We start from the raw sequence: 19132 nt of genomic DNA, 5'->3' as shown, positions 1-19132 counted from the left end.
ACCCGGCGGGGCGGGGACCCAGGGATGCGCCTTGCCGGTGCCAAGCCCGTGCGCCGGGTCCGCAGGACCGAGCCGCCGGGACCAGCTCTCCGCAGGATTTCCGGCAGGGCGCGCTCTCCGGCGCGCTGAGCGGACGGGGCGGAGAGCGCATCGAGCGATGGGCAGCGAGGCGGAAGGAGGGGGGCGTGGCGCCAGCAGCACCGCAATAGCCGCCGACCCGGCGCAGGTTGTCGAGATCACCCGGGAGAGACGACGGTGGCAGGGGTGCGCCGCCGCAAGGCCTTACGCCCTCGGCGATCGGGACCTGCATCGGCGACTTGCGGCGGAGCATGGAGACTGCCGTTCGCGCCAATCCGCTCGTTCTCCGGCCGCAATGCGGGACACAGCTGCGGGTTCTGCACGACCTCTATGGCGGAGCAGTGCCTGGACTGCGGGCGCGCGGGGGATCATGAAAGCCACTGGTCCGGAAGCATGGCCGAACGGGGCAAGGCCGTCATGAAATGCGCCTGATTGGTCGGAGGCCGGTTTCCGGAGCGCGCCCCTGCGGGTGCGCCATTCGGATCGGTTGAATTGCCCCTCCGCGGGGCTTTCGGAGCAAGACAGCCCATGCCCGGACGGCACCGCATCCATGGCATCGGCTGCAACCTCCAAATCGTCGCCGAGCGTCATGGCAGCGAGACGCTGCATGCCCCCGGCCGCTGCCGTGATCTGTCGCGCAACCGGATCGGCATCTGGATCGGAACGGCGGAGGCCGCGCCCTCGGCGATGGGCGAGCACTTGTTCGCCACCGCTTCTGGAACAAGGGGTGAGAGCGGCGGCCTAGTTCGAGGCCAAGATCGCAGCACTTGAACGGCTGGCCAGGCGCCGGACGCTTAAGATCGGGTTTTCAAAGGGCGCCCATCACGGTCAATCGGCTCTGAAACGGGGCTCTGCCTCAATTTTGGTTCTGGCCTTTGCCTATGGCATCGCAGTCATCCACGCCTTCGGCCTGTTGGCAGCCGTCCGGTCATGCCTCTGCCGTCCCGGCATGTTCAGCCCGGTGATCTGTCCTCGGCCCGGCCGTCCGACCCTGGTCCAGGCCGCGGCCACTGCGTCGCAGTCCCTCCGGAGACCGTCGGCAAAGGCGCCCGGCAGGCTGTCCCAGTCCTCTTCGAGCCACGGAGCCAGCATCGCCTCCGTTGCGCAACGAGCGCAGCTGCGCCACCGGTCCGGGCCCCCGCGCGCATGTGGCGCCCCTCTCGGCCGGCGTTCGGGCCGGCGCCTCCTCGACCCGTCGCTGGCCGCGCGCCTGCCCGGCGCGCTCTCGGGCGGACAGAAGCAGCGCGTCTGCATCGCCCGCGCGCTCGCCGCCGAGCCGCGGCTGATCATCTGCGACGAGGTGACGAGCGCGCTCGATCTGCTGGTTGCCGAGGGCGTGCTGAAGCTGCTCTCCCGGCTCCAGGCCGAGACCGGCGTGAGCTATCTGTTCATCACCCATGATTTCGGCGCGGTGGCTTCCGTCGCCGACCGGGTCGCGGTGATGAAGCAGGGCGCGCTCGTCGCTTCGGGGCCGCTGGCGGAGGTGTTCGACGCGCCGCCCGACCCCTATACCGCGGCGCTGCTCGAGGCGGTGCCGCAGCTCTCCCCCGGCTGGCTCGACGAGATCGCCGCCCGCCGTTCCCTTCCCGACACTGCAAGGAAAGACCATGCCGTCTGACGCCAACGCCCTTCTGATCGCTGCCACGGGCGAGGACCCGGTGCCCTATCGCGACGCGCTCAGGGCACATATGCCCGATCTGGAAATCCATGCCGAGGGCGAAGCCTACGACCCGGCGACGATCGGCTATTCCCTGGTCTGGCAGCCCGCACCGGGGCTGATGGCCAGCCTGCCGAACCTGAAGGCGATTTTCTCGATGGGCGCCGGGATCGACCATATCCTGGCCGATCCCGACCTGCCCGGCGCGGTGCCGATCGTCCGGCTGATGCATGACAAGACCCGCGAGCAGATGCGCGACTATGTCCTGCACGCGGTGCTGCACTACTACCGCCAGATGGACGTGGCGGCGGCGCAGCAGGCCGGGGGCGCCTGGCGCTTCCTGCAGATCCGCGACAAGGCCGCCCTGCCGGTCGGCTTCCTCGGCATGGGCGAGATGGGCCGGGCGGCGGCGGCGGCGCTTGCCGGGCTCGGCTTCACAGTGATGGGCTGGTCGCGCAGTCCCAAGGACATTCCGGGCGTGGAGACCTTGAGCGGCGAGGACGGCCTCGCCGCGATGCTGGCGCGGACCCGCTTCCTGGTTTCGGTGCTGCCCGCCACGCCGGAGACGGTGGGGTTGCTCGATGCCCGGCTCTTCGCGCAGCTGCCCGAGGGCGCGGTCGTCATCAATCTCGGCCGCGGCAACCATCTCGTCGCCGCCGACCTGCTGGCGGCGCTCGAGAGCGGCCAGGTCGGCGCCGCCACGCTCGACGTGTTCGACCCCGAGCCGGTCCCGGCGGACAGCCCGTTCTGGACCCATCCGAAGGTGCGGCTGACCCCGCATATCGGCAGCGACGGCAATGCCGCGATCTGCGGCATCGCGGTCAGCGAGAACATCGCGCGGATGGCGCGCGGCGAGGCGCCCGCCCCGCTCGGCGACCGCATCCGCGGCTATTAGGAGGCAGAGGCATGGAGCCGAAATATCTGGTGATCGACGCCGGGGCGCCCGGCGTGGCCCCGGTGGCCGGCAGTCCGGCGTCGGAGCGGGTGATCGATGGCGCGCCCTCGAACCTGACCTGGGATCTGGAGCGCAGCCCCGACGGCAAGGTCGAGACCGGCGTCTGGGAGGTCGCCCCCGGCGCCTGGCACGTGGTCAAGGACGCCTGGGAATTCATGCATGTGGTTTCGGGGCATTCCGAGATCACCGAGGAGGGCGGCAGCGAGACCGTGACGCTGCGCGCCGGGTCGAGCTTCGTCCTGCGCCCGGGCTTCCGCGGAGTCTGGCGGGTGATCGAGCCGACCCGCAAGGTATGGGTCACCTACGGCTGACCCGCCGCCGCGCGCATCCTCAGCGGGATGCGCGCGGCCGGACCGTTGCCCCGGCTGTGCGCTTCGCGTCGCCGTCGGGATGCCCTGTCTTGATCCGGCACTGTCAGGAAGGTGGCCAGCCTCCGGCCATGACGAACCGCGAGGCCTCAAGGGGTGTGCGGCTGGGGCATCGAGGCGCTTGCGTCCCCGGTGCGGCGTCGCGGTTTTCCGCGCGAAAGGCACTTGCGGGCCACGCGATGTCCAGGCCGAGCGCGTTGGAAAAGGACTGCCCGGCACATCCGGAGCCGCGCAGCGCGCGTGTCAGGTCACGTGTTTCCGGTCCCCGGGCCGCTGCAATCCGGCTCCGCCTCATTTGCGGCTGCGTTCGGACCAACGGCATTGCCGCTCGTTCATGGACCGCTGCCCGGCCCTTGGAGGGGCCGGGGGCCGGCGCCGCCGCATGATGCCATCGGGACTGGGGCTTTCAAGCTGGGCCGGAATGCGGCAACAAGGCTCCGGACATCGGGACCTGCCGCATCCGGAGCAGATGCGCGGATGGCGGCCCGCCCGCCCGCTGGCCGCCGTGGATGGCCGCGGCTCCGCGGCATTGCCCGGCTGACCCCTGCGCGGGGATGCCCTGCAACATGCCGGCCTGTGCCTAGGCGACCGCTGCGCTGTCCTTCCGGGCCCTGCGGAATTCGGCGGCGGCTTCGTCCAGAAGCCCCGGTTCGGCCGCAAGATCGATCGCGGTCAGCGCCATGGCCCTGGCGGCGTCGAGGATCGCCTCCTCGGCCCGCGGCCCGGCTGAAGCCGCATGGAATTCATGCGAATGCGGCGGCACATCCCGGTCTGTCATGGCGATTTGCGGCTGGATCGCCGGGATCTCCCAGCTCGCCGCGCTGGTATCGCCTGACCAGGCTCCCGAGAGCTCGTCGCGTCCCCGCACCGCGCGGCCGAGCCGCTGGAGGTTGCGCCCGAAGCTCCGGGCCATGGCGCGGTTGCTCAGAAGCGGCGGACCGACCGAGGGCGACCACTGCCGGTCGAGCCGCGCGCCGGTCATCTGCGCCGCGCCCTGCAGGCAGGCCTCGATCCGCGGCCGCACCGCCTCGATGGTGGCGGCGTCATTGGCGCGCAAGGTCAGCACCGCGGTGACATGGTCGGGAATGACCTGCGGCAGCGTCCCGCCCTTGGTGATCACGTAATGCACCCGGACATCCGAGTGCAGCTGCTGGCGCAGCGCGGCGATGCCGTTCAGCGCCAGCAGCAGCGCATCGAGCGCGTTGATCCCCAGCTCGGGCCGGGCCGCGGCATGGGCCGCCCGCCCGTGATAGGCGATCTCGGCCCGCGTCACGGCGAGCGCGCGGGAATCGGCGATGTTGTCCATGCCGGGATAGACCAGCATCATCGCGTCGATCCCGGCGAACTGGCCCTCGCGCAGCATGATGTGCTTGCCGCCGCCGCCCTCCTCCGGCCTCCTGCCGCACTGGTCCCGCTTGGGGAGGCCTGCATGGCGCAGCGCCGGGACCCGGCGCAGGGCAGGGCGGGACGCGGGCCGGCATGGACGATGGTGACAGGCCATGCGCCGCGTGCAGCGTCCGATCCGGCGGTCCGCCGCAGGGAATGCAAGAGACAGGCCGGGGAGGCCGCGTGACGATGAAACCCGACGTGATGATGCTGCATGCGCAGCGCCCCGCCGCCATGGCGCAGCTCGAGGCGGCGTATCGCCTTCACCGCTGGGACCTGGCGGAGGACAAGGCGGCCTTCCTGGCCGAGCATGGCCCGAAATGCCGGGCCGCGGCCACCAACGGCCATGCGCCGCTGACCGCGGAGATGCTGGCGGCGATGCCCGCGCTGGAACTTGCCGCCTGTTCCTCGGCCGGGTTCGACGGGTTCGACGTGGCCGAGATGGCGCGGCGGGGGGTGAAGCTGACGAATTCCTCGCCCGCGCTCTGCGACGATGTCGCCGATGCCGCGATCATGCTGATGCTCGCGGCGCGCCGCGGCATGGTGCAGGGCGATGCCTGGGTGCGCTCGGGCGACTGGGCGAAGAAGGGACCGATGCCGCTGATGCACTCCACCTCGGGCAAGGTGCTGGGCATCGCCGGGATGGGAACGATCGGCCAGGCCATCGCGCGGCGCGGCGCGGCGATGGGGATGGAGGTCCGCTACTGGAACCGCCGTGCCAAGGACGTGCCCTGGGCGCATGTCGCCGATCTGGCCGATCTGGCCTCCCAGGCCGACACGCTGATCGCCATCGTCGCGGGCGGCGAGGGCACGCGCGGGCTGGTCTCGGAACGGGTGATGGAAGCTCTGGGGCCCGAGGGGCTGCTGGTCAATGTCTCGCGCGGTTCGGTGGTGGACGAAGAGGCGCTGATCGCCTGCCTCGGCGACGGCCGGCTCGGCCATGCCGCGCTCGATGTCTATGCCTCCGAGCCCGATCCCGATCCGCGGCTCGTCTCGCTGCCAAACACCACGCTCTATCCGCACCATGCCTCGGGCACGGTCGAGACCCGGGACGCGATGGCGCAGACGGTGGTGGACAATCTCGCCGCCTTCTTCGCCGGGCAGCCGCTGCTGTCGGAGGTCATCCTTTCGGGCGGGGCGCCTGCCGCAGGGGAGCGTGCGCCATGCTGAGATATTTTGCCTGGGCGCATGCGGCCACGGCGGCGGGACTAGGGCTTGCCCTCTGGCTCGGCTGGGCGCAGACAGGAACGGCGGCGGGCGCGCTCGGCTTCCTGATGATCGGCGCGGTGCTGGCGGTGCTCGAGATTTCGCTGAGCTTCGACAACGCCATCGTCAATGCCAGCAAGCTCAACGAGATGGACCCGGTCTGGCAGCGCCGCTTCCTGACCTGGGGGATCCTGATCGCGGTCTTCGGGATGCGCATCGTCTTCCCGCTGCTGATCGTGGTGGTCGCCGCCGGTCTCGGTCCGGTCGAGGCGATCCGGCTCGCCGCGACGCAGCCGGCGGAATATGCCGCGATCATCCGCGGCGCGCATCTGTCGATCGCCGCTTTCGGCGGAACCTTCCTGATGATGGTGGCGCTGACCTGGTTCCTCGACGAAGCCAAGGAAGTAGACTGGATCGCCGGCATCGAACGCGCGCTGCGCCGCTGCGGTTCGGTGCGGGGCACCGGGATCGCCATCGTCCTGGCGGTGGCGGCGGTGATCTCGCGCTTCGTGCCGGAGGCGGCGCAGGGCACGTTCCTTTTCGCCGCGGCCTGCGGGCTCCTGGCCTTCCTCGGCACCGACATGCTCGGCCATCTGCTCGACCGGGCTCCGGCCGCGGCGGCGGGCGCGGTGGCGAAGGGCGGGCTGGGCGCGTTCCTCTATCTCGAGGTGCTCGATGCGAGCTTCAGCTTCGACGGCGTGATCGGCGCCTTCGCGCTGACCCAGAACCTGTTCCTGATCGCGATCGGGCTGGGGATCGGGGCGATGTACGTGCGCTCGATGACCATCATGCTGGTGGAGAAGGGCACGCTGGCCGAGTTCCGCTATCTCGAGCATGGCGCCTTCTGGTCGATCCTCGTGCTCTCGGCGATCATGTTCGCCCAGGCGCTGGCCCATGTTCCCGAACTGGTGACGGGCCTGCTCGGCGCGGCCTTCATCGCGACGAGCTTCGCCTCGTCGCTGCGCTACCGCAGGACCCAGGAGGCCGCCGCAGATGGCTGATCCCCGCCAGGCCCTCGTCACCGGCGCCAGTTCCGGCATCGGCGCCGCCATCGCCGCGCGGCTCGCCGCGGAGGGATGGCAGGTCACCTCCATGAGCCGCCGCGCGCCGGGCACCGGGCGCCAGCGGTGCGGGGAAGGCGGCCCTCACCGCCCTCTGCCGGGCATTGCGGCGCCCTGCCGGGAACAGGACGGCCCCGGCCCCGAGGCCGGAGAAGAAGGTGCAGAGCGCTGGTGGCCCGGGTTGTGCCCGTCAAAACGCGCAGCCGGCCACAGCCGCAAGCATGGCGCCTCGCGGGGACCTCGTCCCGGCGTGCCGTAGCATTGGCTGAACCGGAACTCCCCTTTCAGAAGCTCCGGGCGGCCGGTCGTGACAATGTCCGGGCAGGCGGTGCAATGCGAACACTCTCGGCGGTGCGATCCCGGGGGGCACCGGGCCTTGTGGCCGGGGACGGTCGGCGGTTTCAGCCACGGACTTGAGCATCCCCGATGGCCAAGGCGAAGATGGAACTCTCCGAGCGTTTGGCCCGATCCGGGGGACAGACTGCGCGGCAGTGCGCAGGCCGCGCTGCAGGAGATCGAGGCAAGAATGGTGCAAGGGCGTGTGTGGCGCCGGGCGGCACGCGCGCCGGACATGGCGCAACGGCGCTTGCGATGCCTGGCCGGACATGCCGAAGCTGCGGCAGGGCAGCTGCTTCTCCGTTCGGCTCCTCGTCCGCCGCTCCGCGGACCGACCGTTGCCTGCGGCGCCGGGCACTTGCGCCCCGAGGCCGGGAAGACGACGGCGTCAACCTGGTCGAGCGCGCCGAGGGCTTCGGCGTCACCGTCGCGGGCGACAAGGCCGCGCTCGACGCCGCGACCTCCGCGCCGCTGCTGGGCCTCTTCGCCGACAGCCATGCCGATTACGAATCCGACCGTCCCGGCGAAGAGCCGTCGCTGGCCGACATGACCCGCAAGGCGATCGAGGTGCTGTCGCAGAACGAGAACGGCTTCTACCTGGAGATCGAGGCCGGCCGCGTCGACCATGCCAACCACGCCGGCAACGCCAAGCGCGCCATGACCGACGGCAAGCTCTTCGCCGACGCAATCGCGCTGGCCGACGAGCTGACCGATGACGAGGACACCCTCATCATCGTCACCGCCGACCACGAGCACGCCATCGCGATGAACGGCTATTGCGGCCGCGGCACCCCGATCGACGGCCTGTGCTACGACGTCGCCAAGGAAGGCATCATGCATTCCGACGAGCTGGTCAAAGCCTCCGACGGCAAGCCCTATACCGTCGTGGGCTATCTCAACGGCGTGGGCTCGGTCATCGCCGAGCAGGCCGACGGCACGTTCGCGGCCCCCGAAGGCCGCCCGGAGCTGACCCAAGAGCAGGCGCAGGACCTGGACTATGTCCAGCAGGCGCTGATCCCGAAGGACTCCGAGTCGCATTCCGGCGTCGATGTCGCGCTCTATGCCAAGGGCCCGTGGTCGCACCTGTTCGACGGCACCATCGAGCAGAACGTGATCTTCCACGTGATGAACTACGCCGTGAACCCGCAGTAAGCGCAGCGCCGCAGCGTTTTGCGAAGGGCCCCGCCATCCGGGGCCCTTTTCCCGTGGGGGCGGGTGCTTGCCCCGCAAAGCATGTTATACTATCGCATGCCCAGCCCCTGCCTCCGCCGAGCCAAGAGGATGACCCGATGAGACCGGACCGCCGCAGCTTCCTGACCGCCGCCCTCGCCGCGCCCTTCCTGATCCGCCCCGCCTTCGCCGCGGAGGAGCCGGTCAAGCTGCGCGACCTCTACAACAAGGACCGCAGCTTCTCGGATCTGGCGCTGTCGCTGGAGGGCCGCCGGATCACCGTGCCGGGGTTCATGGCGCCGCCGCTGAAGGCCGAAAGCAGCTTCTTCGTGCTGACCAAGATGCCGATGGCCTATTGCCCGTTCTGCGAGAGCGAGGCCGAATGGCCCGACGACATCCTGGCCGTCTACACCAAGCGCACGGTCGAGGTCGTGGCCTTCAACATCAACATCAAGACCCGCGGCGTTCTGGAACTGGGCGGCTACAAGGACCCCGAGACCGGATTCTATTCGATGATCCGCCTGTCCGATGCCAGCTATGGCTGACGGCAGCCTGCCGGTCCGGGGGTTGCCGCTGTCGGTCGCGGGACTCGGCGTGCGCCGCCCGGACGGCACCGCGATCCTCTCGGTCGACCGGCTCGAGGTCGCGCCGGGCACCGCGCTCGGCATCCGCGGTCCCCCCCCGGACTGCGTTCCGACCCTCCCCGCTCCGGCCCAGCCCGCCGGTCGATCCGTCCGCGCTGACGTTCTGGCGCAAGCGCCTCGGCGCGCGCGGCGGCGTGCGCCACCGGTCCGGACACGCCGCCGAACGGGGCGAAATGGCTGCTCATGCAGACTGAGGAGTGTCAGGAACGGCCCCGGTGGCGCGCCTCCCCGGCGAATGAGGCCGGGAAGGCCTCCGGAGCCGCCGACGGGCGCAGCCTGAAGCGCATCGCCGTCGACGCGACCGTGACGGAGAAGACGGCTGCCCATCCGACGGACGCCCGTCCCGGCGAGCGCGCCCGGGCGCAGCTGGTGGCCACGGCGCAGGAAGGCGGGGCGGAGCTGCGCCAATCCGATGCCCGGATCGGACTGCCTCTGTCCCGGCAGGTCGGCCGCTATGCCCATGCCCGGCAGGTCAAGCAGATGCGCAAGGCCCTGGAAAAGCTCAGGGATACACCGGCCGCCGTCGCAGGACGCTCGAACCGGGGGCGCAGCCTGCTCAGTGCGCGACTTGGGCAGCATCCCCAACGGCACCCTGCGCGGCCGGGGGGCGGCGAAGATCGCGCTGGTGCTGCGGCCCTTGCACCGGAAGCCGGCAGACGCGCCGCCCGAGGCGGCCTGGGTATAGGCCGCCTCCATCCCGACCGAGCCGCCGAAGCCGCTGGAGACGATGGTCTGCAGCGTGATGTAGAGGCTGCCGGGCACCGAGATCTTGCCGCCGCCGACGGCATTGGCCTCGATCGGGTCGGCGACCCGGCGGAACCAGCGCCGCCCGGCGAGGTAGGACAGTCCGACCAGCACGCCCCCGGCCAGAGGGCCCGCGAAGGCCCGCAGGGGATCGAGCTCCGCCGCGCCGCTCACCGGATCGGCCGTGCCGAAGATCCACAGCCCCATCAGGTGGATCAGCTCCTGCATCCCCAGCACCGCAAGCCCCGAGACCAGCCCCACGATCGCCGCGAGGAGGGTGTAGGCCATCTCGTTGCGCCGGATCAGGGTCCGGAGCCGGAAGGGCGCGGTGATCCGGCGCAGGGCCCTGCGCCGGCGGAGGGGATGCAGGCGGCGCGGCACTGCTCAGCCCGTGATGTAGGCTTGGTAGAGATCGTTGATCCGCGCCGTCAGCGGGCCGGGCTTGCCGGTGCCGACGGGACGGCCGTCGATCGAGGCCACCGGGGTGATGCCGCCCAGCGTTCCGGTGACGAAGGCCTCGTCCGCCGAATAGACCTCGGCCAGGGTGAAGGGCTTCTCGCGCACGGTCATCCCGGCATCGGCCCAGACCTTCATCGCCTTCTTGCGGGTGATGCCGTTGAAGCAGGTCAGCCCGTCCGAGGTCCAAAGCTCGTCGCCGCGGAAGATGAAGAAATTCGTCGAATTGCAGGAGGCCACGAAGCCGCGGTTGTCGAGCATCAGCGCCTCGTCGGCGCCCATGTTGATCGCCTGGATCAGCGCCTGGATGAAGTTCAGCCGACTATGCGAGTTCAGCCGCAGGTCGAAGACATCCGGGGTCGAGCAGCGGATCGTCGAGGTCATCAGCTTCAGGCCCTTCGCCTTCAGCTCGGGATTGGGCTGCTTCCACTCGGCGACGATCACGATGGTCGCGCCGCCCGTGATGAAGCGCGGGTCCTGGTTCGGCGTCGATTTCAGCCCGCGCGAGATCATCATGCGGATATGGACGCCGTCTTCCATGCCGTTGTGGCGCAGGCATTTCCAGATTTCCTCCACCAGCCCTTCCTTCGAGAAGCCGATGTCGAGCTGGATGGATTTCGCGCCCTCGAAGAGCCGGTCGATATGCTCGTCGATCGCCAGCAGCTTGCCGTCGATCAGGCGCAGGCCTTCCCAGACGCCGTCGCCGAGCACGAAGCCGGCATCGAAGATCGAGACCTTGGCCTCGTCCCTGGGGAAGAACGCGCCGTTGACGTAGATCTCCACGCCGTCATTGCGGGGATCTTTTACGTAGCTTTGCGACGAGGAACTGCTGAGAGGCGTCATGGGGGTACCTTGGATCGTATTGGGTCAGAAAGCAAATTCGCCGAAGCGGCGGAGGAAGTCCTGGGTGCGGGGCTTCTGCGGGTTCTTGAGGACCTCGTCGGGCGTGCCCACCTCGTGGAAGACGCCGTCGGCGAGGAAGATCACCTTGGTGGCGAAGTGGTAGGCGAAGCCCAGCTCGTGGGTGACGAGCAGCATCGTGCGGCCCTCTCCGGCCAGCGTGTTGATGACGCGCAGCACCTCGCCCACCAGTTCCGGGTCGAGCGAAGAGGTCGGCTCGTCGAAGAGCAGCACCTCGGGCTGCATCGACAGCGCCCGCGCGATGGCGACCCGCTGCTGCTGCCCGCCGGACAGGCGGCCGGGCCAGGCATCGTGCTTCTCGGACAGCCCGACCTTGGCCAGCTCGGCTTCGGCGATCCGCCGGGCCTCGGCCTTCGGCATCCCCTTCACCGTCACCAGCCCTTCCATGACGTTCTGGATCACCGTCATGTGCGGGAAGAGGTTGAACTGCTGGAACACCATGCCGAGCCGCTCGCGGACGGAGCAGAGCTGTTTCTCGGGATAGGTGACGCGGCCGTTCCGCTCGGTGCCGATGCGGGTGCCGTCGAGCCAGACCTCGCCCTCGCTCGGCGTTTCCATGAAGTTCATGCAGCGCAGGAAGGTGGATTTGCCCGAGCCCGAGCCGCCGATGATGGCGACGCGCTCTCCGGGGGCGACGGAGAAGTCGATGCCCCTGAGGACATGGTGGTCGGCGAACCGCTTGTGCAGGCCCTTGATTTCCAGAATGGGGTGCTGGGTCATGGTCTTGGTCCTTTCCGGGCTCAGCTGGAGCGCGCCAGGTGCTTTTCGAGACGTCCCGCGAGAAACGTGCCGGGATAGATCAGGACGAGGTAGATGAAGGCCACCGCCGTCAGGATCTCGAAGGGGCGGTAATAGGTCGAGGACAGCAGCCGTCCCTGGTACATCAGCTCGTGGACCGAGATGACCGAAGCCAGAGAGGACATCTTGGCGACCTCGATCGTGCGGTTGGTGAAGGCGGGCAGCATGCGCTTGACCACCTGCGGCAGGATCACCCGGCGCATCGCCTGGGCACGGCTCATGCCGATGGCGAGCGCGCCCTCCATCTGGCCGCGGTGGATCGACTTGATCCCGCCGCGGAAGATTTCCGAGGCATAGGCGCTGGTGTTCAGCGTCAGGCCCAGCAGCGCGGCGGCGAAGGGGCTGAGCTGGACGCCCACCAGGATCGGGAAGGCATAGTAGAACCAGATCAGTTGGATCAGCACCGGCGTGTCGCGGAACAGTTCCACATAGACGAGGCTGCCGCCCGACAGCCAGCGGCGCCGCGACAGCCGCGCCTGGGCGATCAGGAACCCGCCCGCGAGCCCCATGGCGATGGAGGGCAGCCAGATCTCGATGGTGACGACCAGCCCGCGCAGCAGGACCGGCCAGTTGGCCCACACGACGCTGAAATCGGGAGTGTAGTTCATGGCTCGGACCTCACTGATAGGCGGTAAGCCGGGCTTCGGCGAGCCGGGCGAGCTGGCTCGCCGTGACCAGCAGCACGAGGTACATCAGCGCGATGGTCGTGTAGACCTCGGGCGGGCGGGAGGTCTCGGAATTCACCAGCATCGCTTGGTAGAGCAGGTCCGCATAGGCGAGCGTCGAGGCCAGCGCCGTCGTCTTCAGCAGCTCGAAGCTGCGCTCGATGAAGGGCGGGACCATGCGCGAGACCGCCTGCGGGACGATCACCCGGCGCATCAGCGCCGCATGGGTCATGCCGAGCGCGCGGCCGCCCTCCCACTGGCCGCGCTCCACCGAGACGATGCCGCCGCGGAACACTTCGGCATAGAAGGCGCCCGATTGCGTCGACAGCGCCAGCACGGCGGCCACATAGGGGCTCATGCTGACCGACAGGAGCACCGGGAAGGCATAGAAGAACCAGAAGAAATGCACGATGGGCGGCGTGTTGCGGTAGAACTCGACGAAAACGGCGGCCGGCCAGGACAGCCACCTGCGCGAGGACAGGCGCATCATCGCCAGGACCAGCCCCACGAGCACGCCCAGGACGATCGATACGGCCGCGATCTTGACGGTGTTCAGGAGCCCCAGCGCGAGCATGTCGAAATGCTCCAGCACCGGGCGGAAGTCCCAGCTATAGGTCATGTATCGGCTTTCGGTTGGAAGAAACGGGAGGAGGCCCGCGCGGCGCGGATGCGCGCGGGCCTCCGGACCGGCGTTACCAGGCTTCCTTTTCGAGGCCCGGGATGTCGGCGGGATCGATGTTCTTGCCCTTCAGGTAGGCGCCGAACAGCTCGTCGGGGACACCGGCGGCATAGAGCGCGCCGAAGGTGCCGTTGACCCAGTCCTTGAAGGCCGGATCGGCCTCCTTGCGCATGCCCGCCGAGGTCGCCACCGGATTGACCGGGGTCGGCAGCAGCACCTTGCCGAGCTTCAGGCGCGAATACTGCACCACCAGCGCCGGGTGGAACTGGACGACGGCATCGACGCGGCCCGAGGCAAAGGCGGCGATCGCCTCGTCATTGGAGGAAAAGCGGCTGATCTCGGCGGAGGTCATCATCTCGGTCACGTTGCGGTCGAGCGAGGTGCCCAGCGTAACGCCGATGCGGGTCCCGGCCGTGTCGAGATCCGCCCAGGTCGCAGCCTCGCTCTTGTCGGAGACCAGCGCCCCCATGGCGTAGTAGAACAGCGGGTTCTCCGGGAAGTCGATCGCCTTCTTCCGCTCTTCGGTCGGGTCGAGCACGAACATGATGTCGAACTGGTTGGCCTGGAGCCCGGCAACGGCATTGGCCCAGGAGGTTTCCACCGGCACCATCTTCACGCCCAGCTCTTCGGCCATGCGCTCGCCCATGGCGACGCCGACGCCGGTCCATGTCTCGGTCATCGGATCCTTGAAGAACCACGGCTCGGCCGAGGCGACGCCGATGCGCAGCTCGCCGGAGGCCTTGACCTGCTGCAGCGTTCCGCTGTCCTGGGCGCGGGCCATCGGCGCCAGTGCAATGGCCGCCGCGGCGGCGAGAATGAGGGACCGTCTCTTCATGTCTTTCTCCTGCTGGAACCGGCCTTCTCCGCCTCGACCGAGGAGACGAAGGCCATCGTCTTGTCGAGTCCGCGGCGCATGTGGCCGCGGATCTCTTCCTTCATGCGCTCGCAGCTGCCTTCCAGCGCGAGGCGGACATAGTCGTCATGGCTTTCCCGTTTGGGGCCGGTGATGCCGTGGGCGCGGTGATGCGCCGCCCAGTAGAGCTGGAGCCGGGCGCGGATGCCGCGCCAGCTCGACAGCAGGATGCCGTTGCCGCAGGTCTCGTAGGCGAGCCCGTGCAGGTCCAGCTCCGCGCCGATCGAGCCGATGTCGTCTCCGGCATCGATCGCCTCGAGCAGCGCCGCGTGGCGCGCTTCGAGCGCCGCGCGGAAGGTTTCGCCGCGGCGGTCCCAGATCTGCTCGAAGGCAAAAATCTCGAGGCAGATCCGCATGGAATAGATGTCCTCGATATCGGCCGAGGTCAGCTGCAGGACCCGCGTGCCGGTATAGGGGATGGCGACCAGCAGGCCTTCATCCGTCAGCTGCCGCATCGCCTCGCGCATCGGTCCGCGGCTCACGCCGAATTTCACGGACAGGGCGGTCTCCGTCACCGGCGCGCCGGGCGCAAACTCCCCCGAAAGGATTGCGCCCCGCAGAAGGCTGCCGAGCTGGCTGCCCATCGTCTCTCGCTTGATCGTGCCGGCCATCGGAGGGTCTCTTGGCGATTCCATGATGTAGATTGTCTACAATCAGGCAGCGCCGCGAGGGAAGAGCCCAATTGCAGATTGTCTGCAATCTTGGGAAACTGGCGGAGCTGCCTGTTTTTTTGACCACCCGCCGGACGCTCGCGCCTGCAAACGCATCGAAAAACCGCAGGCGGGCGGTTCATTTGTCCCGTTGGCCACGAGGGGAGCGGAGCCATGTCCGTCAAGATGGCGTCGATGCCGGACTCGTCCTTTGCCGCGCCGCTATGGGCAACGGTCCCGATCGCTCCGCGGCTTGGGCCTGGACATGGGACGTCCCGGCGATGCGGCGGTCGCGGCCCTGCCCCTCCGCGCCGGCGGCCCGGGGATAATCCCGGAGCGGCCGCACAGACGGTTATACGGGAAATGTCCGGCCGGTTCTGCCGCCCCGCACGGGTCCCGCGGCGTGACGGCGCCCTGTGCCGCGGATCAGCCGCTTCCCGGCGCGGGCGAAGGGCGCGCGCGTGCCCGGCGCGCCGCGCGGGCCCTTCCCGATCCGATGCCGGCGCCGCCGATGACCGTCCTGCTGCCCGTGCCGCAGGAGCGGATCGAGGCCGCCATCGCCTCGCTTGACGCGCTCGGCCAGGAGGTCCTGGAGCGCTCCGGCGTTCCGGGGCTGGCGATCGGCGTGGTCCATGGCGGCGAGGCGGTCTACCTCAAGGGCTTCGGTGCCCGGGTCGCGGGCCGTCCCGAACGGGTCGATGCCGATACCGTGTTCCTGCTGGCTTCGCTGTCGAAATCGGTCGGCGCGACCGTGGTCGNCGCGGCAGGTCGGCTATGGCCTCGTGAACTGGACCAGCCCGGTCCGGGACTTCCTGCCCTGGTTCGATCTCGGCGATGACTGGGTCAGCGGCCATGTCACGATCGGCGATCTCTATGCCCACCGCTCGGGGCTGCCGGACCATGCCGGGGACGATCTCGAAGATATCGGCTATGGCCGCCGCGAGGTTCTCGAACGGCTGGGCAAGCTGCCGCAGGGTCCGTTCCGCGCGCAATATGCCTATACCAATTTCGGCCTGACGGCTGCGGCCGAGGCGGTGGCGACGGCCGCCGGGACGGACTGGGCCGCGCTTTCGGAGGAGGCGATCTACAAGCCGCTGGGCATGACTTCGACCAGTTCGCGCCATGCCGATTACATGGGCCGCGCCAACCGCGCCGCCGGCCATGTTCCCGGCGAGGGCGGCTACGAGGCGGCGGACCTGCGCCAGCCCGATGCCCAGAGCGCGGCGGGCGAGCCCCGGGAGCCCCTGCTCGGCCTGCGCCATCGGCGCCGCGGTCAGGAGCAATGCCAGGGCCGTGCCGGTGAGGAGACGGAAAGATGCCATTGCTGCGGTCCTTGCAAAAACTGGCGCCCCAGCCCGGGCGCCCGTGGCGACTCGTAGCCGGGCCCTTGGGACCGGGTCCACAGCTTTTCCCGGAACCGGGACGATGTGGCACCGCTTTCAAGGGCTTGACCCCCGGCCATGGCGGCCGGGCGGCTGCTTCGGCAAGACGCACGCCCTGCATCCCGTGGCGACGGGCCGCCGGAAACGCCCGGCACCGCGCAGCTCCGGCCGGGTTTTCCGCGGACGGCCCCGGTTTCGCCGGGCCAGGACGGCATCGCCGCCCTGGTGCGTCACCGGGCGCGGCCGGGCCCTGGCCTTCTGCGCGGCGGGCTTCGGCGTGGCATAGGCCCGCGCGCCCAGGCCCTCGACATGCGAGAACCCGGTCTGTTCGCAGAATGCCTGGTAGACCAGCTCGGGGTCGAGCCCCAGATACCGTCCATAGGACCGGACATAGCCCGCGATGAAGCCGGGCGTCTCGAATGCGGACAGATCTCCGTCCTCGATCGCGGCGATGTAGCTCGCCTTGACCTTGATGTCGCGTTGTACGTCAAGAAGCGACTTCCCCATGGTGGCGCGTTCGCCCCGGAGGATGTCGCCGAGCACCAGCTCGTAATCGTCGAAGCCTTTCGGCAACTCCTGATATGTTCCGTCAGCCGGCGCAGCTTCGCGCCTTGTCATAGGTTCCAGCCCATGGTTGCCGCTCGTGTCCCCAGATGCCCCACGATTCGAATAGCGGGTGCGTTATAAGACAGGGTTAGCACAATTCAACGAGTCTGGCACCCGGGCTCGGGAAAAACCGGGCATTTTAGGGACCTGCCCAGAGGGCAGATCCGTGCTTTCGCGGGCGGACTAGGCGGAAAGCTGCTGACGCGACAGCGCGCATTGCGACCAGAGCTCGTCCAGCGCCCGGATCAGCCGGTCCATGTCCTCGGGGCCGTGCACCGGCGAGGGCGTGAAGCGCAGCCGCTCGGTGCCCTGCGCGAGGCCAAGGACAAGGCCGAGTTCGACCAGTTCATGGAAGACCGCGCCCGCCGCGCCGCCGACACGGCCNGGCGCCTGACACATCTCGGNGGCCGGCCCGCATCCCGGNGCCGNCCCCTCCGCAACGGGAGACGACATGCATTCCAATCCATACTGGGGCCTGCCCGACCCTGAAACGGGCCATGCGNTTCTATGACGGCGTGACCCGGCGACGGCTGCTGGCCTGGGTCGTCGACANTGATCNCTGACCGTGGGGCTCGTGCTGCTGGCGATCCCGCTGACCGCCTTCACGGGACTGTTCTTCCTGCCGCTCCTGTGGCTTGCCGTCAGCTTCGCCTACCGCACGCTGACCATCGCCAATTCGGGCGCCACCTGGGGCATGCATTTCGCCGGGATCGAGCTGCGCCGCCAGGACGGCAGCCGCCCCGACGGGCTGATGGCCGCGCTGCATACCGGCGCCTATCTGGCCATGACCATGGTCTTCCCGGCACAGCTGATCTCGATCGCGGTCATGCTGTCGAGCACGCGCGGCCAGGGCCTGCACGACATGCTCNCTGGGCACGGCGATGATCAACAAGTCGCAGATCTGAGCGCTGCGGCTCCTGTCCTCCGGGCGTCCGCCGCGGCGCGGCGCGCGGAGGATGCCCCGTTTCCCGGCAATCCCGGGCAAGTCCGGTGCAACGCCCGGCGGTCCGGACGGCCGCTCCCCGCACCGCAGGACGGCAAGGCGCTGATTGCACGCCCTGAACCACGCCGCATCCGGCCGGCCGTTAGCAGTCCGTTAGCTCTTTAGGGACTTGGCGGAGGCAGGAAGCATTGCTAGGCTCCGCTGGAAAACCGAACGGAACCCATGCGTCACAGCCTTCCCATCGCCCCCCAGTTCTACGTGACTGCTCCCCAGCCCTGCCCCTACCTGCCGGGCCGGATGGAACGCAAGCTGTTCACCGCGCTGCAGGGCGACTATTCGGAAACGCTCAACAACGCGCTGTCGAAACAGGGCTTCCGCCGCTCGCAGAACGTGCTCTACCGCCCGTCCTGCGCGGAATGCATGGCCTGCCTCTCGGCCCGCATCCGGGTCTCCGATTTCGAGCCGGGCCGCAGCCAGCGCCGCACGCTGAACCGCAATGCCGACCTGGTGCGCCGTGCCACCTCGCCCTGGGCGACCGAGGAACAGTTCTCGCTGTTCCGCAGCTATCTCGACAGCCGCCATGCCGATGGCGGCATGGCCGACATGGACATCTTCGAATTCGCCGCGATGGTCGAGGAAACCCCGATCCGCAGCCGCGTGATCGAATACACCCGGCCCTCGCCCGACACGCCCGGCCGCAGCAAGCTGACCGCGGTCTGCCTGACCGACGTGCTCGATGACGGGCTTTCGATGGTCTATTCCTTCTACGAGCCGGAGCTGGAGCGCCGNCTCGCTGGGCACCTACATCATCCTCGACCACGTCAACATCGCGCGCGAGGCCGGGCTGCCCTATGTCTATCTGGGCTACTGGGTGCCGGGCAGCCCGAAGATGGCCTACAAGGCGAATTTCGGCAGCCTGGAAATCTACAAGAACGGCCGCTGGATCGATCTCGGCGACCCGGAAAGCCATTCCGCCGCCGCCCATCCGCTGTCGATCGACCCGATCGCCGAGCAGGTCGCCAAGATCAGCCTGCCCGACACGATGGCCCCGCCGCAGAAGCGCTGAGACGGGACCCCGCGCTCNAGGTGCCGGGGAAGGCGAAGCTGGTCTTCAGATCCGGGAACTTGCGCGCCGCCAGCTCGGCATTCTCCGCCGCATAGCGCTCGCGGCAATAGTCCGTCACCCGCGCCAGATCCGGANCGCGACGGNCCGGTCGCCCTGCTCGCTGGCAAAGCGGTNGGATGCGCTNCGAGAAGCCCGGTGCGCTCCTGCGCCGCNTTTCTGGCCATNTGACCGGCAGCGCGTTCAGGNATGCGGGCGACCTCGACCGTGGTTTCCGACAGCGACGGGTTCGCCGCGCGCATNCTTCGGCGCCTTGNTGCTCGGAGACATCGACGCCGAGCGGCGCGAGGCAGCGGGCATAGAGCTCGGCATCCCCNGGACTCCTCCAGCATCTCGAAGGGCACGACNGAAGACATTNCTCGGGCCCGAAAGNCCGNCGTCGAACNGCGTC

21 protein-coding genes and 3 pseudogenes are annotated in these 19132 nt (G+C 69.1%); 15 read left to right on the top strand and 9 right to left on the bottom strand.

Annotated elements, in window-relative coordinates:
* Positions 1-606: 606 nt before the first annotated feature.
* From C7T91_RS31755 to C7T91_RS20210, 4 genes are all read left to right on the top strand, one after another.
* Positions 607-849 carry a hypothetical protein gene (locus tag C7T91_RS31755; RefSeq protein ID WP_145962954.1) on the top strand — a complete coding sequence of 81 codons (243 nt, stop codon included), beginning with the start codon at positions 607-609 and terminating at the stop codon, positions 847-849.
* A gap of 91 nt (positions 850-940) precedes the next feature.
* Positions 941-1696, top strand: a complete 756-nt coding sequence (locus C7T91_RS38600) for an ATP-binding cassette domain-containing protein (protein WP_330848860.1) — start codon at positions 941-943, stop codon at positions 1694-1696.
* Complete coding sequence (locus C7T91_RS20215) at positions 1686-2630, top strand: 2-hydroxyacid dehydrogenase (protein WP_108260776.1); 945 nt, start codon at positions 1686-1688, stop codon at positions 2628-2630. The genes C7T91_RS38600 and C7T91_RS20215 overlap by 11 nt, the downstream gene beginning before the upstream one ends.
* Positions 2631-2641: 11 nt before the next feature.
* Positions 2642-3001: a cupin domain-containing protein gene (locus C7T91_RS20210; RefSeq protein ID WP_108260775.1), complete on the top strand. Its 360-nt coding sequence runs from the start codon at positions 2642-2644 to the stop codon at positions 2999-3001.
* A 637-nt stretch (positions 3002-3638) separates the two neighbouring features.
* Here C7T91_RS20210 and C7T91_RS20205 read toward each other — a convergent pair.
* Positions 3639-4421 (bottom strand): peptidase dimerization domain-containing protein, encoded by a 783-nt coding sequence (locus C7T91_RS20205; RefSeq protein ID WP_161556018.1) that lies wholly within the window; start codon positions 4419-4421, stop codon positions 3639-3641.
* 212 nt (positions 4422-4633) lie between these two features.
* On the opposite strand from C7T91_RS20205, the gene C7T91_RS20200 reads away from it, so the two are divergent.
* The 6 genes and pseudogenes from C7T91_RS20200 to C7T91_RS36355 all read left to right on the top strand — a co-directional run.
* Positions 4634-5614, top strand: a complete 981-nt coding sequence (locus C7T91_RS20200; protein WP_108260773.1) for a 2-hydroxyacid dehydrogenase — start codon at positions 4634-4636, stop codon at positions 5612-5614.
* Positions 5608-6651: a DUF475 domain-containing protein gene (locus C7T91_RS20195; protein ID WP_108260772.1), complete on the top strand. Its 1044-nt coding sequence runs from the start codon at positions 5608-5610 to the stop codon at positions 6649-6651. The genes C7T91_RS20200 and C7T91_RS20195 overlap by 7 nt, the downstream gene beginning before the upstream one ends.
* Positions 6644-6970, top strand: a complete 327-nt coding sequence (locus C7T91_RS38595) for an SDR family NAD(P)-dependent oxidoreductase (RefSeq protein ID WP_108260771.1) — start codon at positions 6644-6646, stop codon at positions 6968-6970. The genes C7T91_RS20195 and C7T91_RS38595 overlap by 8 nt, the downstream gene beginning before the upstream one ends.
* A gap of 332 nt (positions 6971-7302) precedes the next feature.
* Complete coding sequence (locus C7T91_RS20185) at positions 7303-8199, top strand: alkaline phosphatase (RefSeq protein ID WP_236638354.1); 897 nt, start codon at positions 7303-7305, stop codon at positions 8197-8199.
* A gap of 137 nt (positions 8200-8336) precedes the next feature.
* On the top strand, positions 8337-8762 hold the full coding sequence (locus tag C7T91_RS20180; protein WP_108260770.1) for a hypothetical protein: 426 nt from the start codon (positions 8337-8339) through the stop codon (positions 8760-8762).
* Positions 8763-8938: 176 nt separating this feature from the next.
* A pseudogene (locus C7T91_RS36355) lies at positions 8939-9513 on the top strand (hypothetical protein); the annotation flags it as partial.
* A 476-nt stretch (positions 9514-9989) separates the two neighbouring features.
* On the opposite strand, the gene C7T91_RS20175 reads toward C7T91_RS36355, so the two are convergent.
* From C7T91_RS20175 to C7T91_RS20150, 6 genes are all read right to left on the bottom strand, one after another.
* Complete coding sequence (locus tag C7T91_RS20175; RefSeq protein ID WP_108260769.1) at positions 9990-10904, bottom strand: aminotransferase class IV; 915 nt, start codon at positions 10902-10904, stop codon at positions 9990-9992.
* Between the two features lie 24 nt (positions 10905-10928).
* Positions 10929-11702 (bottom strand): amino acid ABC transporter ATP-binding protein, encoded by a 774-nt coding sequence (locus tag C7T91_RS20170; RefSeq protein WP_108260768.1) that lies wholly within the window; start codon positions 11700-11702, stop codon positions 10929-10931.
* A gap of 20 nt (positions 11703-11722) precedes the next feature.
* Positions 11723-12388, bottom strand: coding sequence for an amino acid ABC transporter permease (locus tag C7T91_RS20165; RefSeq protein ID WP_108260767.1), 666 nt, complete (start codon positions 12386-12388; stop codon positions 11723-11725).
* 10 nt (positions 12389-12398) lie between these two features.
* Positions 12399-13064, bottom strand: coding sequence for an amino acid ABC transporter permease (locus C7T91_RS20160; protein ID WP_108260766.1), 666 nt, complete (start codon positions 13062-13064; stop codon positions 12399-12401).
* Positions 13065-13137: 73 nt separating this feature from the next.
* The gene (locus C7T91_RS20155) at positions 13138-13959 is read right to left on the bottom strand and encodes a transporter substrate-binding domain-containing protein (protein WP_108260765.1); all 822 of its coding nucleotides are present in this window, start codon (positions 13957-13959) and stop codon (positions 13138-13140) included.
* A complete protein-coding gene (locus tag C7T91_RS20150; protein WP_108260764.1) occupies positions 13956-14648 on the bottom strand; it encodes a GntR family transcriptional regulator in 693 nt (230 codons plus the stop codon). Before C7T91_RS20150 ends, C7T91_RS20155 begins: the two co-directional genes overlap by 4 nt.
* A 304-nt stretch (positions 14649-14952) precedes the next feature.
* On the opposite strand from C7T91_RS20150, the gene C7T91_RS40435 reads away from it, so the two are divergent.
* Complete coding sequence (locus C7T91_RS40435; RefSeq protein ID WP_456237852.1) at positions 14953-15525, top strand: serine hydrolase; 573 nt, start codon at positions 14953-14955, stop codon at positions 15523-15525.
* On the top strand, positions 15470-16066 hold the full coding sequence (locus C7T91_RS20145; RefSeq protein ID WP_201742155.1) for a serine hydrolase: 597 nt from the start codon (positions 15470-15472) through the stop codon (positions 16064-16066). Before C7T91_RS40435 ends, C7T91_RS20145 begins: the two co-directional genes overlap by 56 nt.
* A 60-nt stretch (positions 16067-16126) precedes the next feature.
* Here C7T91_RS20145 and C7T91_RS39735 read toward each other — a convergent pair whose 3' ends face one another.
* The gene (locus C7T91_RS39735) at positions 16127-16642 is read right to left on the bottom strand and encodes a helix-turn-helix domain-containing protein (RefSeq protein WP_407943311.1); all 516 of its coding nucleotides are present in this window, start codon (positions 16640-16642) and stop codon (positions 16127-16129) included.
* Positions 16643-16858: 216 nt separating this feature from the next.
* Positions 16859-16987, bottom strand: a pseudogene (locus C7T91_RS20135) (5-aminolevulinate synthase); the annotation flags it as partial.
* Between C7T91_RS20135 and C7T91_RS36345 the strand changes: the two are divergent.
* The 3 genes and pseudogenes from C7T91_RS36345 (at position 16946) to C7T91_RS20120 (ending at position 18684) form a co-directional block, all read left to right on the top strand.
* Entirely contained in the window at positions 16946-17164 is a 219-nt protein-coding gene (locus C7T91_RS36345; RefSeq protein ID WP_236638371.1) for a DUF2852 domain-containing protein, read from the top strand. The pseudogene C7T91_RS20135 and the gene C7T91_RS36345 overlap by 42 nt on opposite strands.
* A 76-nt stretch (positions 17165-17240) precedes the next feature.
* Positions 17241-17783, top strand: a complete 543-nt coding sequence (locus tag C7T91_RS38590) for an RDD family protein (protein WP_330848859.1) — start codon at positions 17241-17243, stop codon at positions 17781-17783.
* A 57-nt stretch (positions 17784-17840) separates the two neighbouring features.
* Positions 17841-18684: pseudogene (locus C7T91_RS20120) on the top strand (arginyltransferase).
* The last annotated feature ends 448 nt before the right edge of the window (positions 18685-19132 follow it).

Origin of the sequence: Mangrovicoccus ximenensis (genome assembly GCF_003056725.1) — a bacterium.
In the GTDB taxonomy this organism is placed as follows: domain Bacteria; phylum Pseudomonadota; class Alphaproteobacteria; order Rhodobacterales; family Rhodobacteraceae; genus Mangrovicoccus; species Mangrovicoccus ximenensis.
This window is presented reverse-complemented; position numbering and strand designations above follow the sequence as displayed.